The following is a 16,431-nucleotide window of genomic DNA, read 5'->3' on the forward strand; positions in this document are numbered from 1 at the left end:
CGGTTCAGCTGCTGGTCGGCGCGGCCGGCGGCGGCACCACCTGCCGCCGGAACAGGATGCGCTGGTACAGCCAGCCGATCGCCACCAGCACGACGCCGAGGCACATGAACGACAGCGCGCGGTAGACGCCTGTCAGCGTCCATACGTCGATCGCGAAGGCCTTGAGGATGGTCAGCGCGATGACGGCGGCAGAGGCCAGCCGCGCACGCTCTGAATTGAACAGGATACCCGCGCCGAGCAGCACCACCCCGAACGCCAGCCAGCCGATCGAATAGGTGTATTGCTCCGCGCTCGTGGTGCCGCCGTAGAGCAGCACCGGGCCGTGATAGAAGCGGCGGATCTCGAGCGTCACATAGCTCAGCGCGAACACCAGCGCGCCGCCCGCGATCGTGTTGGCGTAGGCGACGGAGCGGTGGCCCGCCACCGCATAGGACAGCAGCAGCATCAGCACCGCCGGCAACGCGTAGCCGAGCAGCAGCAGGTTGAAGACGAGGGCGCCGACATTGACGCTGGAGAGCACCATCGGATTCTCCAGGATCAGGAGACCGAACACGGCGATGAACCCGGCAATCGCCGTGAGCACGACGGCGCCGACATTGTGCACGATGCTCTGACTCCTCAGCCGCAGCCGCTCCAGCCCGATCGCCATCGCGAGCGTGACGCAGACCTGCAGCGCGAATTCGAGCAGCGAGGGGCCGGCCGTCATGCGGCCACCGGTCGCAAAGTGCCGGATCTCCATGAAGGCGAGCAGCGCGGTGAACAGGATCGCGGCCGTCTCGACCATGCGCAGCGGCGGATCGTCGGCGCGGCGGCGCAGGAAGATGCTCGCGCCCCAGAACGAGGCCGCCGGCAGGCCGTAGCCCCAGAGCAGCCAATTGAAGATCGGCGTGGTGCCGACGGCATCGCCGACGATGCGTGGGTCATAGGCGATGCGCGCGGTGACGAGCGCGGCGAAAATGGCGGCGAGCCAGCGCAGGAACGGGATCGGCCGCTGCAGCGAGATCCAGGCGGTGCCGAGCGACATCAGCGCGAGCGCGATGGTCAGCCAGCCCTTCTCCAGCGCGAAGGTCAGCGCCAGCGCCAGCGCACCGAGCGTGCCGGTCGCGAACAAGGCGGTCGAGATCATGCTGCCCGGCCGGGTCTCGCGGCGCGTCAGCGCCTCGGTCGCCGCGCCAAAGCTTGCTGCGAGCAGCACCGCGAGGATCGCAAACGGGATCGAGTGGTCGAGATGGGCGATACGCGCGTAGAGCGCGACAAGGATCGCGATCGGCGTTGCGACGCCTGCCGCCGACCACACCACCGGGATGATCGCCGAGTTCGAGCGGCCCTGGGCGAGGAAGCCGGCAATACCGAAGCCGGCGGCGAAAAGCGCGGCCGTCACCAGATGCAGCGTCACCGAGCTGTCGATCGCGCTGGGCCCGACGCCGGACATCGCACCGCCCGGCAGCACCAGCATGTCGGGATTGGCGCGCACCGCCCATTCGGCGAACACGATGAAGACGGTCGCCGCGGCCGCGCCGAGCGCGCCGGTCGCCGCCGGCGCGCGCCAGGCGACGAGCAGCGTGCCACCGACCAGCAGCGCAAAAGCGATCAGCGCCAGGTCCGCATGCGCACTCGACAGCACGATCAGCATCGCGCCGAACAGATAGGCGCCGAGCGAACCCGACGAGATCGGCTCGATCTCGCCGTCCTCGATTGCAGGCCCGAACATGAAGCCGCAGACGACGAGCAGCGCGGCGAGCACGAAGCCGGCGATGACGTGGAATGCGTGCGGTGCGACCTGGAGCTGCTCGGCGTCGAGACCGGGCAAGAGCCAGAGCACGGCGAAGGCGATCGTGGTGACCGCAAGCCAGCGCCACAGCCGGATTCGGGCAAGGCCGAAGCTCGCGGCGGTGACGACGGCGAGATAGATGTAGAGCGCCCAATAATCGGGCTTGCCGCTGGAGACCAGCACCGGCGTAACGAAGGCGCCGACCACGCCGAGGCCGGCGAGCGCCGGCCCGTGCAGCAGCGCGGCAGCGAGCGTGCACATCGCCACGATGCCGAGCAGCACGAAGGCGGTGGCGGGCACCAGGAAGCCGTAGAGCGCGTAGGCGGCGTAGATGGTGGCGAACGCCACCGCCGTTCCGGCCGCGGTGAGGATCGCCGGGATGTTGGCGATCGGCAGCGCCGCGATGTTCGAGATGCTCTCCTTGCGCCGGGTCCATTCGCCGGCGCCCAGCAGCGCGGCGGCGAACAGGCCGCCCAGGAACACGCGCACGCCGGGGCCGAGAAGACCGGCCTCGATCGAATAGCGCACCATGAAGAAGCCGCCGAGCGCGAGCGCAAGGCCCCCGATCCACACCACCCAGCGCGTGCCGAGCTGCTCCTCGAAGCCGGGTTCTCGAATATCGGGCGCGGGCGCGGGCAGGGGAGGCGGTGCCTCGGCGGAGACGCTCGCCGCGAGCGGCGGCGGGGACGCCTGTTCGGTGTCGAGCGGAGGCGCTGCCGGCTCGGCTTCAGGCGCAAGCGGCGGCTGCTCGGCGGCCATCGTCGCAGGGGCAGGCGCCTGCTCCTGCACCGGCATGAGCGGCGGCGGCTGCACCGGCCGCTGCGCATAAGACATCGCTTCGAGTGCGTTCAATCGCCGGCGCAGCTCGGCCGCCTGGCCGGAGGCCTTGATTGCGATCAGGAAGGCGACGATCGCGATGATCAGCGCAAAGACGTCAAACGGGCCGTCGAACATGAAGCCTCCAGGCGACCGGCGGGCAGGGGCCGATCGCGCAAATCTCAGGATCTAGCGCCGGGAGCGTACGCGCAAGCCCGGTGCAGGCCGCTCCTGGAGCACGTCGCGGCGGAAGCGGTAGAGCGCCGCCGGCCGTCCGCCCGTCTGTGTCGACATCACCCCGGTCGGTTCGACCAGGGCTTCCATTTCGACCAGGCGGCGGAAATTCTGCTTGTGCAGATGCCGGCCGGAGATCGCCTCCACCGTATGCTGCAGTTCGGTAAGTGTGAATTCGGGCGGCAAAAGTTCAAACACGACAGGGCGATACTTCAGTTTTGCACGCAGCCGCGCGATCGCCGTGGCGAGAATCCGGCGGTGGTCGAACCGCATCGAGGTCCCGAGCGGAGGCAGCGTCTTGCGCGCTAATGCCGCAGGGCGGCCGTCGCGCCGCGCCTCCTCGACCAGCCCGGCCTCGTACAGCAGCTCGTAGCGGTCGAGCACGCGCTCTTCGTCCCAGGCAGCTCCCTCGAGGCCGAAGCAGAACCGCACGCGATCCTTGCGCGGCAGCGCGCGAATCGTCTCCGGCGTCTCCTCCGCGGCCCATTCGGTCAGCGCGGGGATGATGTCGCGGGCGATGATCGCCGGCGGCTCCTCGCGCCAGTCTTCCCAGGGGAAGAAGCGATACCATGGCGCAAAGCTCGCCGCATTGGCTGCGAGCTCGCCATCCACCGCACGCGTCAGCGCGAGATAGCCGATCGACACCATATGCGCCCCGGGGTCGCCGGCCTCGGCATGACGGCCGCGATCGCCGAAGGTGTAGAGCTGCTCGACATAGCCGAGCCGCAGGCCCGCCTGCTCCTCGACCCAGGCGCGCAGGCCGATCTCGAAGGTGCGGTGCGCGAGCGCGTCGAACGGGCCGAACGGCAGGCCGGCCAGCCCGTCACTGCCGCGCGCGGTCAGGATCAGCGGCTCATGGCCCTCGATCGCGACGATCGCCGCGGTCAGGCCGATCTCGATCGGCGTCAGGAGCGTCTCGCTCATGCGGTGATGATCGCATGATTGATTGCGACGGTCTCGCCGCGGGCTGGCTGTAACCTCTCCCGCGTGAGGGAGAGGGGGCGCACCTGCCTTGTTGCGCCCCTCGCTCATTCGAGCTCGATCACGAAGGGGCGGCCCTCGACCATCATCGCGCCCGGGCCGATCTCGTCGAGCGCGCGCAGCATGCGGCCGTTGCGGCCGAGGGCCCGGTCGGCAAGGCCGACGATGCGCCGGTTCGGCGAGGCGATCGGCGAGGCCGCGCGGATCTTCCTGGCGATCTCGAGTTCGTCGCGGTTTGGATTGAGCGCGCAGACCGCCGCAAACGCGCTCGCGGTGGAGCGGCTGATGCCGGCATAGCAATGGACTACGAGCGGCGCGCTGCGGTCCCAGCCGCGCACGAAGTTCAGCACCAGATCGATATGCGCCTCGGACGGTGCGACGAACCCGTCCAGCTCCTCGGTGATGTCGTCCATCGACACCTTGAGATGATTGGCCGGCAGCACCGAGACCGGCCGCGCCACCTGCTCGACATTGGCCATCACGGTCAGCACATGGCTGGCCCCGGTGAGACGGACGGTTTCGGGAAGCGCGGCGAGGGAACAGACGTGGATCATGGCGGCCCTTTTTCTTGATTATAGCCGCGGCCCGTAGGGTGAGCAAAGGCGCGTAGCGCCGTGCCCACGACCTTTCCTCAATCGCAAGAGGTGGTGGGCACGCTTCGCTTTGCCCAGCCTACGAAGGGAGGACGCCTACGCAAACACCGCGCCAAACCGCTCCAGAAACTGCTTCTCGGCCCGTGCCGCGGTCCAGGGCGTCAGGTAGTCGCGCCGGACGCTGTCGGTGAGGCCGGGATCCCTGCCGAACAGGCGCCTTGCCTCGCTTTCGCTGAAGCCGGCAAGCTCGGTCGCCTCCAGATAGGCCGCGCCGCGATCGGCGGCCTTGATGGCCTGCGTGATCTCCTCCGGTAGCACCGGCGGCAGTCCGAAGCGGATATGGATGGCGCCGAGCAGGCGTTTCTCCACTGCCTTGTAATGACCGTCGAGCACCGCCTTGAACGGCGAGATCATGTCGCCGATCACATATTCCGGCGCATCGTGCAGCAATGCGGCGAGCCGCATCCGCTGATCGGCGCGCGGCATCTCGTGCCGCAGCACGGTCTCCACCAGCAGCGTGTGCTGCGCCACCGAGAAGATATGCGCCCCGATGGTCTGCCCGTTCCAGCGCGCGACGCGCGCCAGCCCGTGCGCGATGTCGGCGATCTCGATATCCAGCGGGGAAGGATCGAGCAGATCGAGCCTCCGGCCCGACAGCATGCGTTGCCAGGCGCGGGACGGCGCTTCGCGCGCGGTCTTCTTCGCGGTCATCTGGCCTTGAGGCGCGGCTTGCGCTGCGTCTTGCCGCAGGTCGCGTGGCAGTGGCAGTCGAGGAGATGGTCGTTGACCATGCCGGTCGCCTGCATGAAGGCATAGACGATGGTCGGGCCGACGAACTTGAAGCCGCGCGAGGACAGCTCCTTGGAGATCTGCACCGACAGCGGCGTCGAGGTCGGCACGCTCGCGGTAGTCTTGAACTTGTTGACCAGCGGCCTTCCGTCCATGAAGTCCCACAGCAGCTTCGAGAAGCCAGGCCCTTTCTCCATGATGTCGAGATACGACTTGGCGCTCAGGATCGCGCCGTCGATCTTGGCCTTGTTGCGGACGATGCCGGCATCGTTCATCAGCGCGTGAACCTTCTTGGGCGTGTATCGCGCGATCTTCTCCGGCTGGAAATCGTCGAAGGCTTTGCGGAAATTGTCGCGCTTGCGCAGGATGGTGATCCAGGACAGGCCGGCCTGGAAACCGTCGAGCATCAGCTTCTCGTACAGCGCGCGGTCGTCATATTCCGGCACGCCCCATTCGGTGTCGTGATAGGCGACATAAAGCGGATCATCGCCCGGCCAGGGGCAACGTGTCAGGCCGTCGGGATGCAGGCGGGGAGCGCGGCTCATGCGATGGGGTGCTTGGCTGGAATACGCACGACGTCGGGATCCGCGAGTTTCAAGGCGAGCCCGCCCGCGGTGAGGGGCTGGCCGGCATCGAGCGCGTCCGCGACACGGTCGATGCGCACCAGGGCAATGCCCTTGCCGCCCGACGTCGAGCCGATGGTGCCGACCGGCTTGTCGCCGGCGAGGATGGTCGCGCCGGCTTCGGGCGAGGCGCCGTCGAGCAGCACCTTCACGCTGCGGGTGCGCGCGGTGCCGCGGTGCTGCATGCGCGAGACGACCTCCTGGCCGACATAGCAGCCTTTGTCAAAATCGACGCCGGCGAGACGGTCCATGTTGGTCTCGTGCGGAAAGGCGTCGCCGTACATGAAATCGAGCCCGCCGCGCGGAACGCCGAGCGCGATGCGGTGCGCCTCGTATTCGGCGGCGTCGACCAGGTCGGCCCCGATGAGGTCGGACAGCTTCTGCTTGAGATCCTCGGGAATCAGGATGCGAAGGCCGAGCGCATCGTTGCGCGGGTCGGCGAAGGCAAGGTCCGGCTGGGCCGCAGGCTGGCCGTCCCAGGCCGCGAGCACGCCGAGATCGAGATTTTCCACCGTGACCTTGGCGCGCAGCTTGTAGAATTTCAGCTTGGTGGCGAGGCTCTCTGCCAGCGCCTTCGGGCAGTCGATCAGGAACCCGCCGCCATGGCCCGCCGGGACCTCGGTGATCAGGAAATCGACGATGATCTTGCCCTGCGGCGTCAGCAGCGCGCCGAATCGCCCCAGGCCCGGCTTCAGCCTGTCGAGATCGGTCGTGACCAGGCCGTTGAGGAAGTTGCGCGCATCCTCGCCCGCGACCTTGACCACGCTCCGGTCGGGAAGAAACGCTGATTTCATGCGAAAATCTCTTGCGACATGTTGCTCCGGAACGTAAGCCCGCGAGGCATAAACGACAAGACCTCGAGCCCTGCGCTTGGGGACGAGAGAGGCCTTCAGCCATGACCCAGCGCTTCGATGTGATCCTCAAGAATGGCACCGTCGTCAACCAGGACGGCGAGGGTGTTCGCGATATCGGCATCGCCGGTGGCCGCATTGCCGAGCTGGGTCCTTTGTCGCACGCCTCGGCCGCCGAAACGATCGACTGCAAGGGCCTGCACATCCTGCCCGGCGTGATGGACACGCAGGTGCATTTCCGCGAGCCCGGCCTGACGCACAAGGAAGACCTCGAGACCGGTTCGCGCAGCGCCGTGATGGGCGGCGTCACCGCGGTGTTCGAGATGCCGAACACCGCGCCGTTGACGGTGACGGAGGCCGAGTTCACCGACAAGGTGAAGCGCGCCCATCACCGCATGCATTGCGATTTCGCCTTCTTCATCGGCGGCACCCGCGAGAACGTGCAGGATCTGCCGGTGCTGGAGCGCGCGCCCGGCTGTGCCGGCGTCAAGGTGTTCATCGGCTCCTCGACCGGCGCGCTGCTGGTGGAGGACGACGAAAGCCTGCGCCGCATCTTCCAGGTGATCCGTCGCCGCGCCGCCTTCCACGCCGAGGACGAGTATCGCCTCAACGACCGCAAGCCGCTGCGCATCGAGGGCGACGCTCGCTCGCATCCGGTGTGGCGCGACGAAACCGCGGCGCTGATGGCGACGCAGCGCCTGGTCAAGCTCGCGCACGAGACCGGCAGGCGCATTCATGTGCTGCACATCTCCACCAAGGAAGAGATCGAGTTCCTGCGCGACCACAAGGACGTCGCCTCCTGCGAGGCGACGCCGCACCACCTGACGCTGGCCGCGCCCGAATGCTATGAGCGCCTCGGCACGCTGGCGCAGATGAACCCGCCGGTGCGCGGCGCCGATCACCGTGCCGGGATCTGGCGCGGCATCGAGCAGGGCATCATCGACGTGCTCGGCTCCGACCACGCCCCGCATACGCTTGAGGAGAAGCAGAAGACCTATCCCGCTTCGCCCTCCGGCATGACCGGCGTGCAGACGCTGGTGCCTGTGATGCTCGACCACGTCAACGCGGGCCGGCTCTCGCTGGCGCGCTTCGTCGACCTCACCAGCGCCGGCCCCGCGCGCCTCTACAACATGGCCTGCAAGGGCCGTATCGCCGCCGGCTATGATGCCGACTTCACCATCGTCGACCTCAAGCGCAGCGAGACCATCACCAATCAATGGGTGGCGTCGAAAGCCGGCTGGACGCCTTATGACGGGTTGCGCGTTACCGGCTGGCCCGTCGGCACCTTCATCCGCGGCCGCCGCGTGATGTGGCAGGGCGAGCTGGTGACGCCCGCGCAGGGCGAGGCGGTGCGGTTTCTGGAGACGCTGAAGCCGTAGGGTGCGAACTTCTGCTTCTTGCTCACTGTCATGCCCCGGCTTGACCGGGGCATCCAGTACGGCGCGGCGATAGTTGGCTGATGCGACTGCCGCCTCTGGAATACTGGATTGCCCGCCTTCGCGGGCAATGACAGTGTGCCAGGAAGCGCAAGCTCAAATTGGGAGAGTCCGATGTCCCAGCCAACGCCCCTCATCACCACCGAGCAGCTCGCCGCCATGCTCGGCGATCCCAATCTCCGCCTCTACGACTGCACGACCTACAACGAACCGGTGCCGCCCGGCAGCGACGTGCCTTACCGCGCGGTGCCAGGCGACAAGACGTTTGCGGCCGGCCACATTCCCGGTGCCGATTTCCTCGATTTGCAGGGCGAGTTCTCCGACACCTCGTCGCAACATTTCTTCATGATGCCGGATGTCGCCCAGCTGGAGGCCGCCTTCGGCCGGCACGGCCTCGATGCGGGCAAGACCGTCGTGCTCTACAGCATCGGCACCATGATGTGGGCGACACGGTTCTGGTGGATGCTGCGCTCGCTCGGCGTCGATGCGCTGGTGCTCGACGGCGGCTTCGACAAATGGAAGCAGGAGGGACGGCCGGTCGCAACAGGGGCACCGAAAGGCTATCCGGCCACGAGCTTCAAGGCCGCGCCGCGCGCCGGCTTCTTCGTCGACAAGGAGGTGGTGAAGGCGCGGATCGGCGATCCCTCGACAATAATCGTCAACGCGCTCGGGCCGCAGTTTCATCGCGGCCTGGAGCCGAGCCGCTACGGCCGGCCCGGCCGTGTTCCCGGCAGCGTCAACGTGTCAGCTGCGACGCTCGTCAATGCCGACAAGACGTTGACGACCCTTGCCGATGCCGAAGCCAAGTTCACTGCTGCGGGCGTCACGCGCGACAAGAACGTCATTCTCTATTGCGGCGGCGGCATCTCGGCGACGATCGCCCTGTTTCTGTTGACCCAGCTCGGCTACGACAAGCTGACGCTCTACGACGCCTCGATGGGCGAATGGGCGCGGGATCCGGCGCTGCCGATCGAGACGGATTAAGTTTGCTTATCTTCGTCACCGGTGGGTGATGGCATTTGCATCCGCACAAGCGGCCGTCATGCCCGGGCTTGTCCCGGGCATCCACGTTCTTCGTGGCCGCCGGCAAGACGTGGATGGCCGGGACGAGCCCGGCCATGACGATGTGGGACTACTATCTCGCCCGAGGCGCCCGCAGCCTATGCGATAGCCCTTCCTCCGGGTGTAAGATCCGAGACTAAGAAAATCCGGGAACCTTTTCCCTTCGCCTGCATCCAACGTCCGGAACCAATGGAGATAGGGTGCCCGCCATGCCAGGGACCGCAGCCGGCCTGACCACCGGCATCAGGACGTCGGAAGCCGAGCTGATCGAGCGCGCGCGGCGCCGCGAGGAGGCCGCGCTTCGCGAGATCATGCAGGCCAACAACCGCAGGCTCTACCGCCTCGCCCGCGGCATCCTGCGCAGCGACAGCGAGACCGAGGACGTGGTGCAGGAGACCTATGTCCGCGCCTTCACGCATCTCGACGGTTTTCTCGGTGACGCCGCGCTGTCGACCTGGTTGTCGCGCATCGCGATCAACGAGGCGCTCGGGCGCCTGCGCAGTCGGAGGCCGCAGGTCGAGCTGGGATCGGTGCCCGAGGCAACGCTCGAAGCCCAGATCATCAGGTTTCCCCTTTCGACCGCCGCAACCGATCCGGAAAAGTCCATGGCCCAACGCGAGATCCAGCGCGTCGTCGAACATGCGATCGATGAATTGCCCGATGCCTTCCGCATGGTCTTCATCGCGCGCGTGATGGAGGGGATGAGCATGGAGGAGACCGCCGAGCTGCTCGGCATCAAGCCGGAGACCGTCAAGACGCGGTTGCACCGTGCGCGCACCCTGTTGCGCGAGAACGTCGAGAAGAAGATCGGCCCCGTCGTGATGGACGCATTTCCGTTCGCCGGGCAGCGCTGTGAGCGCCTGACGGAGGTCGTGCTCAGGCGCCTTGGCATAGGTTGATTGGCGTCGGCGTGTAATTTTTCGGGAACGTTTGCGCAAAATACCCATCCAATCCCTGTGAAGCAACGCGCCGGCCAAGGTCCGGCATCACAGGAGTAACAAGCCATGTTCACCCGACGGAGCGCGGCGATCGCCGCGGCCATTCTGTTGTCCAGTCCCGCGCTGCTGCAAGGCGCCAGCGCGGCCGACAAGCCCACCGATCCGCAGATCGCCCACATCGCCTATACTGCGGGCGTGATCGACATCAACGCGGCGAAGCAGGCGCAGAAGAAGGCCAAGAACAAGGACGTCAAGGCGTTTGCCGAGGACATGCTGCGCGACCACGAGGCCGTCAACCAGCAGGCCCTCGCGCTGGTGAAGAAGCTGAACGTCACCCCCGAAGACAACGACACCAGCAAGGCGCTGTCCAAGCAGGCCAGCGACAAGCTCGCCGAGCTCGACAAGCTGAGCGGCGCTGCCTTCGACAAGGCCTATGTCGCCAACGAGGTCGCCTTCCACAAGCAGGTCAACGGCGCGCTCGAGACCCAGCTCATTCCGTCGGCCGGCAATGCCGAGCTGAAGAGCCTGCTGCAGACCGGCCTGAAGATTTTTCAGGGCCATCAGCAGCACGCCGAGCACGTCGCGGCCGAGCTGAAATAAGGAGTGTGCGATGATGTCGGCGCAGCCGTTTTCGCTTCCTGTCGCGCTCGTCTTGGCGGCGATGGTCGTCCCGGCGCACGCCGCGACGATCGAGATCACGATGGAGAACCTCGTGATCTCGCCGGCTGAGGTATCAGCCAAGGTCGGCGACACCGTCACGTGGATCAACAAGGACGTCTTCGCCCATACCGCCACCGCGAAGAACGGTGATTTCGACGTGACGCTGCCGCCGAAGGCATCGGCGACATCAGTTCTGAAGAAGGCGGGAACGGTCGAGTATGACTGTCGCTATCATCCCAACATGAAGGCGACGCTCAAGGTCGAGCCGTGAGGGAGAAGAGGGAGCGCATTCCCGACCCCGGCAGGAACATCTCCCGGCCATTGCGAGACTAATGCTTGTCGGGGGGAAACGGCTTCCGTGCCACAATGCCTGCAGACTTCGCGAAGCTGTTCGCCAAATCCGCTTTGCCAAGTCATTCATCCGTTGACTGGCCCCGCCCGCGTGGCGGGGTCATTTTCGGCAGGGCCTACTGCCTGCAGATGTCGACCGAGAACTCGCCGTTGCGGATGCGGCCGGGAAAGCCTTCGACGAACTTGGCGACCGCGTCCTCGCCATAGGTGCCGACCAGCTCGGCAAAGGCTGCAAACAGGCTCGCCTGTGCCAGGCAGTCGCCGTCGACGCCGTCATGGCGCGCCTCGGCCCAGGCCTCGTTGAGGTAGCTCAGTGCGGCCTGCTTCTGCTCGTGGTCGGGCAGCGGCGCGCGGGCGGGTGCGTAGGAAATCGGCTGGCTCATGAAACTCGATCAGGGCTGGGGCGCGATCCACGGCGATGCGCTTTGCAAAAAGGTTTAGCACGCTCGTTAACGACCGCTAGGCCACATCTTTAAGAACGGTTAACGGCTGTGAACAAAGTCGATGAGAAGACAGATCAGTTCGCATAGCGCGCCGTCAGATCCCGCGAGATCTTCGAGCCTTCCTCGATGTAGCGGCGGATCGCCACCGTCGCGGCCGGCGTGCAGCTCCGGTAGGTCTGCTGAAAGCCGTTATAGCCGCGGTTGAAACCGGCGATCATGCGGGTGCGGCGCTCGCCGGAAGGGGTTTCGGCATCGATCAGCGCCTGCATCTCGTTGCGCCATCTGTTGCCCTCATTGGCCCCGCAGATGCCGCGCAGATAGTGCAGCCCGCCGAGAATCTCGGCCAGCCGCTGCAAATCGGCGTCGAACGGCGCCGCCACGTCCTGAGCCCTGGCGGGTCCGCAGGCGCAGGCGAGGATCAGGACAAAAACGGCCAGAATTCGCGTGGACATCGGCGGGGTGTATGCCGCGTCGAGGCCGGAGACGCAAGGCGAGCCGTCAGGCCGCGATCAGCCGCGCGGCGGACTGGATCACCTCGTCCAGCCCCCCGGTCAGCCTGAGGCCATCCAGGCTCGCCAGGGCGTCCGGGGCGAGCCAGCGGTAGTCGTCGAGCTCGTCGTTCAGGACCGGCTCCTTGGCCACCCAGCGGGCCGCAAACGACATGATGAGGTAATGGCCGGCGCCGGGCGCGGCGGGCAGCACCTCGCGCCAGCCGGCAAGGCCGACGATCGCGATGTCGAGCCCGGTTTCCTCCGCAACCTCGCGGCTCAGGGCCTGGTGCAGCGATTCGCCGAACTCGACCCGGCCGCCGGGCAGCGAATAGAACCCCTTCGCCGGCGAGCGGGCGCGGCGGGTCAGCAGCACCTTGCCGTCGCGGAAAATCGCGGCACTGACGGCGAGCTGGGGGTGGGCGGGCTGAACGAACGAAGCCATTTTCTTCAAGCACCCGGCTCAGTTCGCCATGATGGTGTCGACGTCGGCTTCGGCCCCGCCATGGATGATGCCGCCGCAGGCCGCGATCAGCGGCTTGACCCAGAGCGCGGCCTGCTCGGCGAGGCGGATTCGGGTCGTGTCCTTCTCAACCTCGCGCATGGCCGAGCCAACCGCGGTCAGGATCGAGGTCATGGTATCGGTGATGTGGTCGAACTGGGCGCGCACGTTGGGATCGGCCTTCTCATAGGCTTCGATGGCGAGGTCGCGCGCCTTGAAGTTGGAGGCCGTGAAATGCTCGGCGTAGGATAACGGCGTCCAGGTCAGGAAATCGTCCGCGCATTCCGGCATGTCCGGAACCATTTCCAGCAGCATCACCGCTTCATTGAAATGGTTGAGATAGTCGGTGGCAAGCCCGGTCCGCGGGTTGATGTTGGCCACGCGTAGCCGCTCGGCCCAGGCGGCGGCCTCGGGGCCCGTCTGTACATGCGTCCGCGCGGGTTGGGAGGCCGTTGAGCTCATCCGCCGCAGTGTTAACGTTCGGGGTTAAAAGGACCTGAACGGACCCTATTTAGGCACCCTGGGATGTGTGGACGCTTCGTCATAACTTCGGCCCCTGCGGCCTTGCGGCAATTGTTCGGCTATGTCGAGCAGCCGAATTTCCCGCCTCGGTACAACGTGGCGCCGACACAACCTGTTCCGGTCGTTCTGATCGAGAACGGCGCGCGGCATTTCCGTTTGATGCGCTGGGGCCTGTTGCCGACCTGGGTCAAGGATCCCCGCGGGTTTACGCTGCTGATCAACGCCCGCTCCGAAACCGTGCTGGAGAAGCCCGCCTTCAAGAACGCGATTCGCCGCCGGCGCGGCCTGATCCCGGCCGATGGCTATTATGAGTGGAAGACGGAGGGCGGCCGCAAGCAGCCCTTCTTCATCCACCGCGCCGACGGCGCGCCGCTCGGTTTCGCCGCGTTGTTCGAGACCTGGGCCGGGCCGAACGGCGAGGAGCTCGACACCGTCGCGATCGTCACGGCGGCGGCAGGCGAGGATCTCGCCGCGCTGCATGACCGCGTGCCCGTCACCATCAGCGAGCGCGACTTCGAGCGCTGGCTCGACAGCCGCGGTGACGAGATCGATGCGATCCTGCCGCTGATGACCGCCCCGCGCATCGGCGAGTTCGCCTGGCACCCGGTCTCCACCCGCGTCAACCGCGTCGCCAATGACGACGAGCAGCTCGTGTTGCCGATCAGCGCGGAGCAGATGCAGGCGGAGGCCGAGGCGGCTAAGCCCAAGAAGGCGGTGCGGAAGGTTGCTGCCAGCCCGGCGGATGACGGGCAAGGATCGTTGTTCTAGGCGCGGTGCCGTAGGATGGGTAGAGCTCTTGCGAAACCCATCATGCATCAACGTGGAAGTGGCGATGGGTTTCGCTTCGCTCTACCCATCCTACGAGAGCGGAGTAAGCGGCACTTTAAACGACCTCCTTCGCCCTCAACGCCGCGATCTCCGCCGCACCGAATCCGAGCTCACCCAGCACCGCATCGGTATCCGCGCCCAGCTCCGGCGCCATCCGGTCCAGCCGGCCGCCGCCATGGGCGAGCTTGAAGCCGCTGCCGGCAAAGCGCAGCCGGCCGTAGGGCGTGTCCAGCTCCTGGATCGCGCCGCGCGCCTTCACTTGCGGATGGTCGATGACTTCCTCGACCTTCCAGATGCTGGCGCAGGGCGCACCGGCGTCTTCCAGAATCGTCTCCCATTCGCGTGCCGAGCGTTTCGCCAGCGCTTCCTCGATGATGGTGCGCAGCGCGCCCTCGTTCTCGTTGCGCGAGAACCAGTCGACGAAGCGTGGATCAGACAGCGTGTCCTCGCGGCCGAGCGCAGCCATCAGCGCGCGATACTGCTTCTCGTTGTTCACGGCGAGCAGGATGTGGCCGTCGCCGCACTTGAACAGGTTGGCCGTGGTCCTGCGGCTCACCGCCTGGTTGCCGGAGAGCGTCTGGCGATGGCCGGCAACCGACCAGTCCGCGATCTGGCCCGACAGGAACGCCAGCGTCGCCTCCAGCATGGAGACGTCGATCAACTGCCCTTTGCCGGTGCGGTCGCGCTGGTACAGCGCGCTCGAGACGCCAAAGGCAGCCGTGGCGCCCGACAGCACGTCGCAGACCGCAAAGCCGGCGCGCGTCGGTCCGGTCTCGGGATGGCCTGATATCGCCATGATGCCCGAGAGCGCCTGCATCTTGCCGTCATAGCCGGGCCGCAGCCGATCCGGGCCGGTCTGGCCGAAGCCCGACACTGCGCAATAGATCAGCCTGGGATTGATGGCGGAGAGCGCTTCATAGCCGATGCCGAGCTTGTCCATCACGCCGGGGCGGAAATTCTCCATGACGACGTCGACGCTCGCGGCGAGCTTCTTCACGATCGCGATCGCCTCCGGCTTCTGCAGATCGAGCGTCAGGCTGCGCTTGTTGCCGTTGACGGCCTGGAACGCCGGCGCCAGCCCGCGCTCGGCCCATTCTCGGGAGAGCGGGGTGCGGCGCATGTCCTCGCCCTCGCGCCGCTCGACCTTGATGACGTCGGCGCCGAGCAGCGCGAGCTGATAGCTGGCGTAAGGACCGGCCAGCACTTGCGTAAAATCCAGGATCTTCACGTCCTCGAACGGTCGCGTCACGTCGCTCTCCCCATTGTTGTCGTTGTCGGAGGACGCCAAGCATGATCCGGACCCGGAGGGCCGCGTTGGCGCAAAGTGCGAAGCGGTTTTCCGGAAAGATCATGCGCAAAGAACGATCTAAAGCGCGATGACGATCCACCCGAATCTCATCGCGCTTTAGGCGGCGCGGTTGCCTCGCGCGATCTCCTTCTGCTTGTCGAATTCGGCGCGGCGGCGCGCCAGCTCCTCCGGCGAGAGCTGGGCGACGTTGTTGTAGTCGAGCTTCCAGGAGGCGTCCTCGCTCCAGCGCAGCGGCGACTGCATCGTGGTCTGCGGGCCGCTCGCGGTCTCCAGCAGCTTGAGCGCCAGCTCCAGCGTCTGCGCCTGCGAGGCCACGTCGTGCGGCTTGCCGGCGGAATTGCCGAGCGGGAAATCCGAGAACAGGAAGCGCGGCACCGCCGCGTGCTCGATGATGTCCTTGGCGCAGCCCATGATCACGGTCGGGATGCCGTTCGCTTCAAGATGCCGCGCCACCAGCGCAGTGGTCTGGTGGCAGACCGGGCAGTTCGGTACCAGCACCGCGACGTCCACCTCGTCGGCAAGGCAGCGCGCCAAAATCTCCGGTGCATCGGTGTCGAGCGTGACGCGGTGGCTGCGGTTGGTCGGCGCGCCGAAGAAGCGCGGTGCCACTTCGCCGATGCGGCCGGCAGCGGACGCCTTCAACAGCTGCGGCAGGGGAAACCAGGTGCCGTTGTCGGTCGCGGTGGTGTGCTTGCGGTCGTAGCCGATGTGCGAGATGCGCAAATCGTGCTGCTTCGAGGTGTCGCCGTCATAGACCTGGTAGAATTTCGCAGCTCCGTTGTACGCCGCGCCCGGTCCCTGGTCGCCCTTGGCGGGATCGTAGGGCGCGGCGGTGGTGATGATGGTCACGCGCGACTTCGCCAGCGGCTTCTTCAGCGGCTGGAACGGCGCTGCGGTGTAATGCGCCCAGCGATACGGCGTGGTGTAGCCGATCGCCGCGTAATAGTCCCGCGTGCGCTGCATGTAGGGGACGGGAGAATCATGATCGGGCGCAAAGCCGAAGTCGTCGTCGCGCGGAGCGGACATGGGCGCGTCTCCTGGTTCTTGGTTCGGCCCAGACTAGAGATAGTCAGGAGTGAGCTCAACCGGGGAAGGGGCGGCGCAGGTCTGAATTGCATTGCACGCTAAAGCCGCATGGAAGGCGCCTCTTACCCTCCCCTGGAGGGGGAGGGTCGGCTCTGATCTTCCCCCGATAAAGTGGACGGGTTAAGCGGCTTTTAGCTCCATCTCGATC

General features: G+C 66.5%; 18 protein-coding genes. 6 read left to right on the forward strand and 12 right to left on the reverse strand.

Annotated features, from left to right (window positions below):
• Nucleotides 1–4 precede the first annotated feature (4 nt).
• The 6 genes from K410_RS0111140 to ygfZ all read right to left on the reverse strand — a co-directional run bounded on the left by K410_RS0111140 (nt 5) and on the right by ygfZ (nt 6,601).
• Nucleotides 5–2,725 carry a DUF2339 domain-containing protein gene (locus K410_RS0111140; protein WP_028134922.1) on the reverse strand — a complete coding sequence of 907 codons (2,721 nt, stop codon included), beginning with the start codon at nt 2,723–2,725 and terminating at the stop codon, nt 5–7.
• A gap of 51 nt (nt 2,726–2,776) precedes the next feature.
• Nucleotides 2,777–3,745: an NUDIX hydrolase gene (locus K410_RS0111145; RefSeq protein ID WP_028134923.1), complete on the reverse strand. Its 969-nt coding sequence runs from the start codon at nt 3,743–3,745 to the stop codon at nt 2,777–2,779.
• Between the two features lie 104 nt (nt 3,746–3,849).
• Nucleotides 3,850–4,356, reverse strand: a complete 507-nt coding sequence (locus tag K410_RS0111150) for a tyrosine phosphatase family protein (protein ID WP_028134924.1) — start codon at nt 4,354–4,356, stop codon at nt 3,850–3,852.
• 135 nt (nt 4,357–4,491) lie between these two features.
• Nucleotides 4,492–5,106, reverse strand: coding sequence for a YfbR-like 5'-deoxynucleotidase (locus K410_RS0111155; RefSeq protein ID WP_028134925.1), 615 nt, complete (start codon nt 5,104–5,106; stop codon nt 4,492–4,494).
• Nucleotides 5,103–5,729, reverse strand: coding sequence for a DNA-3-methyladenine glycosylase I (locus K410_RS0111160; RefSeq protein WP_028134926.1), 627 nt, complete (start codon nt 5,727–5,729; stop codon nt 5,103–5,105). The genes K410_RS0111155 and K410_RS0111160 overlap by 4 nt, the downstream gene beginning before the upstream one ends.
• Nucleotides 5,726–6,601 (reverse strand): CAF17-like 4Fe-4S cluster assembly/insertion protein YgfZ, encoded by an 876-nt coding sequence (gene ygfZ / locus K410_RS0111165; protein ID WP_028134927.1) that lies wholly within the window; start codon nt 6,599–6,601, stop codon nt 5,726–5,728. The genes K410_RS0111160 and ygfZ overlap by 4 nt, the downstream gene beginning before the upstream one ends.
• 101 nt (nt 6,602–6,702) lie before the next feature.
• Between ygfZ and K410_RS0111170 the strand changes: the two genes are divergently transcribed.
• From K410_RS0111170 to K410_RS0111190, 5 genes are all read left to right on the forward strand, one after another.
• Nucleotides 6,703–8,037: a dihydroorotase gene (locus K410_RS0111170; protein ID WP_028134928.1), complete on the forward strand. Its 1,335-nt coding sequence runs from the start codon at nt 6,703–6,705 to the stop codon at nt 8,035–8,037.
• Nucleotides 8,038–8,208: 171 nt separating this feature from the next.
• Nucleotides 8,209–9,078 carry a sulfurtransferase gene (locus tag K410_RS0111175; RefSeq protein WP_028134929.1) on the forward strand — a complete coding sequence of 290 codons (870 nt, stop codon included), beginning with the start codon at nt 8,209–8,211 and terminating at the stop codon, nt 9,076–9,078.
• A 287-nt stretch (nt 9,079–9,365) separates the two neighbouring features.
• Complete coding sequence (locus tag K410_RS0111180) at nt 9,366–10,055, forward strand: RNA polymerase sigma factor (RefSeq protein WP_028134930.1); 690 nt, start codon at nt 9,366–9,368, stop codon at nt 10,053–10,055.
• A 105-nt stretch (nt 10,056–10,160) separates the two neighbouring features.
• Entirely contained in the window at nt 10,161–10,694 is a 534-nt protein-coding gene (locus K410_RS0111185) for a DUF4142 domain-containing protein (RefSeq protein WP_028134931.1), read from the forward strand.
• 13 nt (nt 10,695–10,707) lie between these two features.
• Nucleotides 10,708–11,025 (forward strand): cupredoxin domain-containing protein, encoded by a 318-nt coding sequence (locus K410_RS0111190; protein WP_028134932.1) that lies wholly within the window; start codon nt 10,708–10,710, stop codon nt 11,023–11,025.
• Nucleotides 11,026–11,221: 196 nt separating this feature from the next.
• Here K410_RS0111190 and K410_RS0111195 read toward each other — a convergent pair whose 3' ends face one another.
• The 4 genes from K410_RS0111195 to K410_RS0111210 form a co-directional block, all read right to left on the reverse strand.
• The gene (locus K410_RS0111195) at nt 11,222–11,488 is read right to left on the reverse strand and encodes a hypothetical protein (RefSeq protein ID WP_028134933.1); all 267 of its coding nucleotides are present in this window, start codon (nt 11,486–11,488) and stop codon (nt 11,222–11,224) included.
• 134 nt (nt 11,489–11,622) lie between these two features.
• Nucleotides 11,623–12,000 carry a TIGR02301 family protein gene (locus K410_RS0111200; protein ID WP_028134934.1) on the reverse strand — a complete coding sequence of 126 codons (378 nt, stop codon included), beginning with the start codon at nt 11,998–12,000 and terminating at the stop codon, nt 11,623–11,625.
• A gap of 46 nt (nt 12,001–12,046) precedes the next feature.
• Nucleotides 12,047–12,481: an NUDIX hydrolase gene (locus tag K410_RS0111205; RefSeq protein ID WP_028134935.1), complete on the reverse strand. Its 435-nt coding sequence runs from the start codon at nt 12,479–12,481 to the stop codon at nt 12,047–12,049.
• Nucleotides 12,482–12,499: 18 nt separating this feature from the next.
• Nucleotides 12,500–13,000, reverse strand: a complete 501-nt coding sequence (locus K410_RS0111210) for a hypothetical protein (protein ID WP_028134936.1) — start codon at nt 12,998–13,000, stop codon at nt 12,500–12,502.
• 63 nt (nt 13,001–13,063) lie between these two features.
• Between K410_RS0111210 and K410_RS0111215 the strand changes: the two genes are divergently transcribed.
• Nucleotides 13,064–13,828 carry an SOS response-associated peptidase gene (locus tag K410_RS0111215; RefSeq protein ID WP_028134937.1) on the forward strand — a complete coding sequence of 255 codons (765 nt, stop codon included), beginning with the start codon at nt 13,064–13,066 and terminating at the stop codon, nt 13,826–13,828.
• Between the two features lie 115 nt (nt 13,829–13,943).
• Here the strand turns inward: K410_RS0111215 and K410_RS0111220 are convergent, their stop codons facing one another.
• Nucleotides 13,944–15,137: a CaiB/BaiF CoA transferase family protein gene (locus K410_RS0111220; RefSeq protein ID WP_028134938.1), complete on the reverse strand. Its 1,194-nt coding sequence runs from the start codon at nt 15,135–15,137 to the stop codon at nt 13,944–13,946.
• 156 nt (nt 15,138–15,293) lie between these two features.
• Entirely contained in the window at nt 15,294–16,223 is a 930-nt protein-coding gene (locus tag K410_RS0111225) for a glycine reductase (RefSeq protein WP_028134939.1), read from the reverse strand.
• Nucleotides 16,224–16,431: the final 208 nt, after the last annotated feature.

It is taken from the genome of Bradyrhizobium sp. 22 (assembly GCF_000482425.1).
Taxonomy (GTDB): domain Bacteria; phylum Pseudomonadota; class Alphaproteobacteria; order Rhizobiales; family Xanthobacteraceae; genus Bradyrhizobium; species Bradyrhizobium japonicum_B.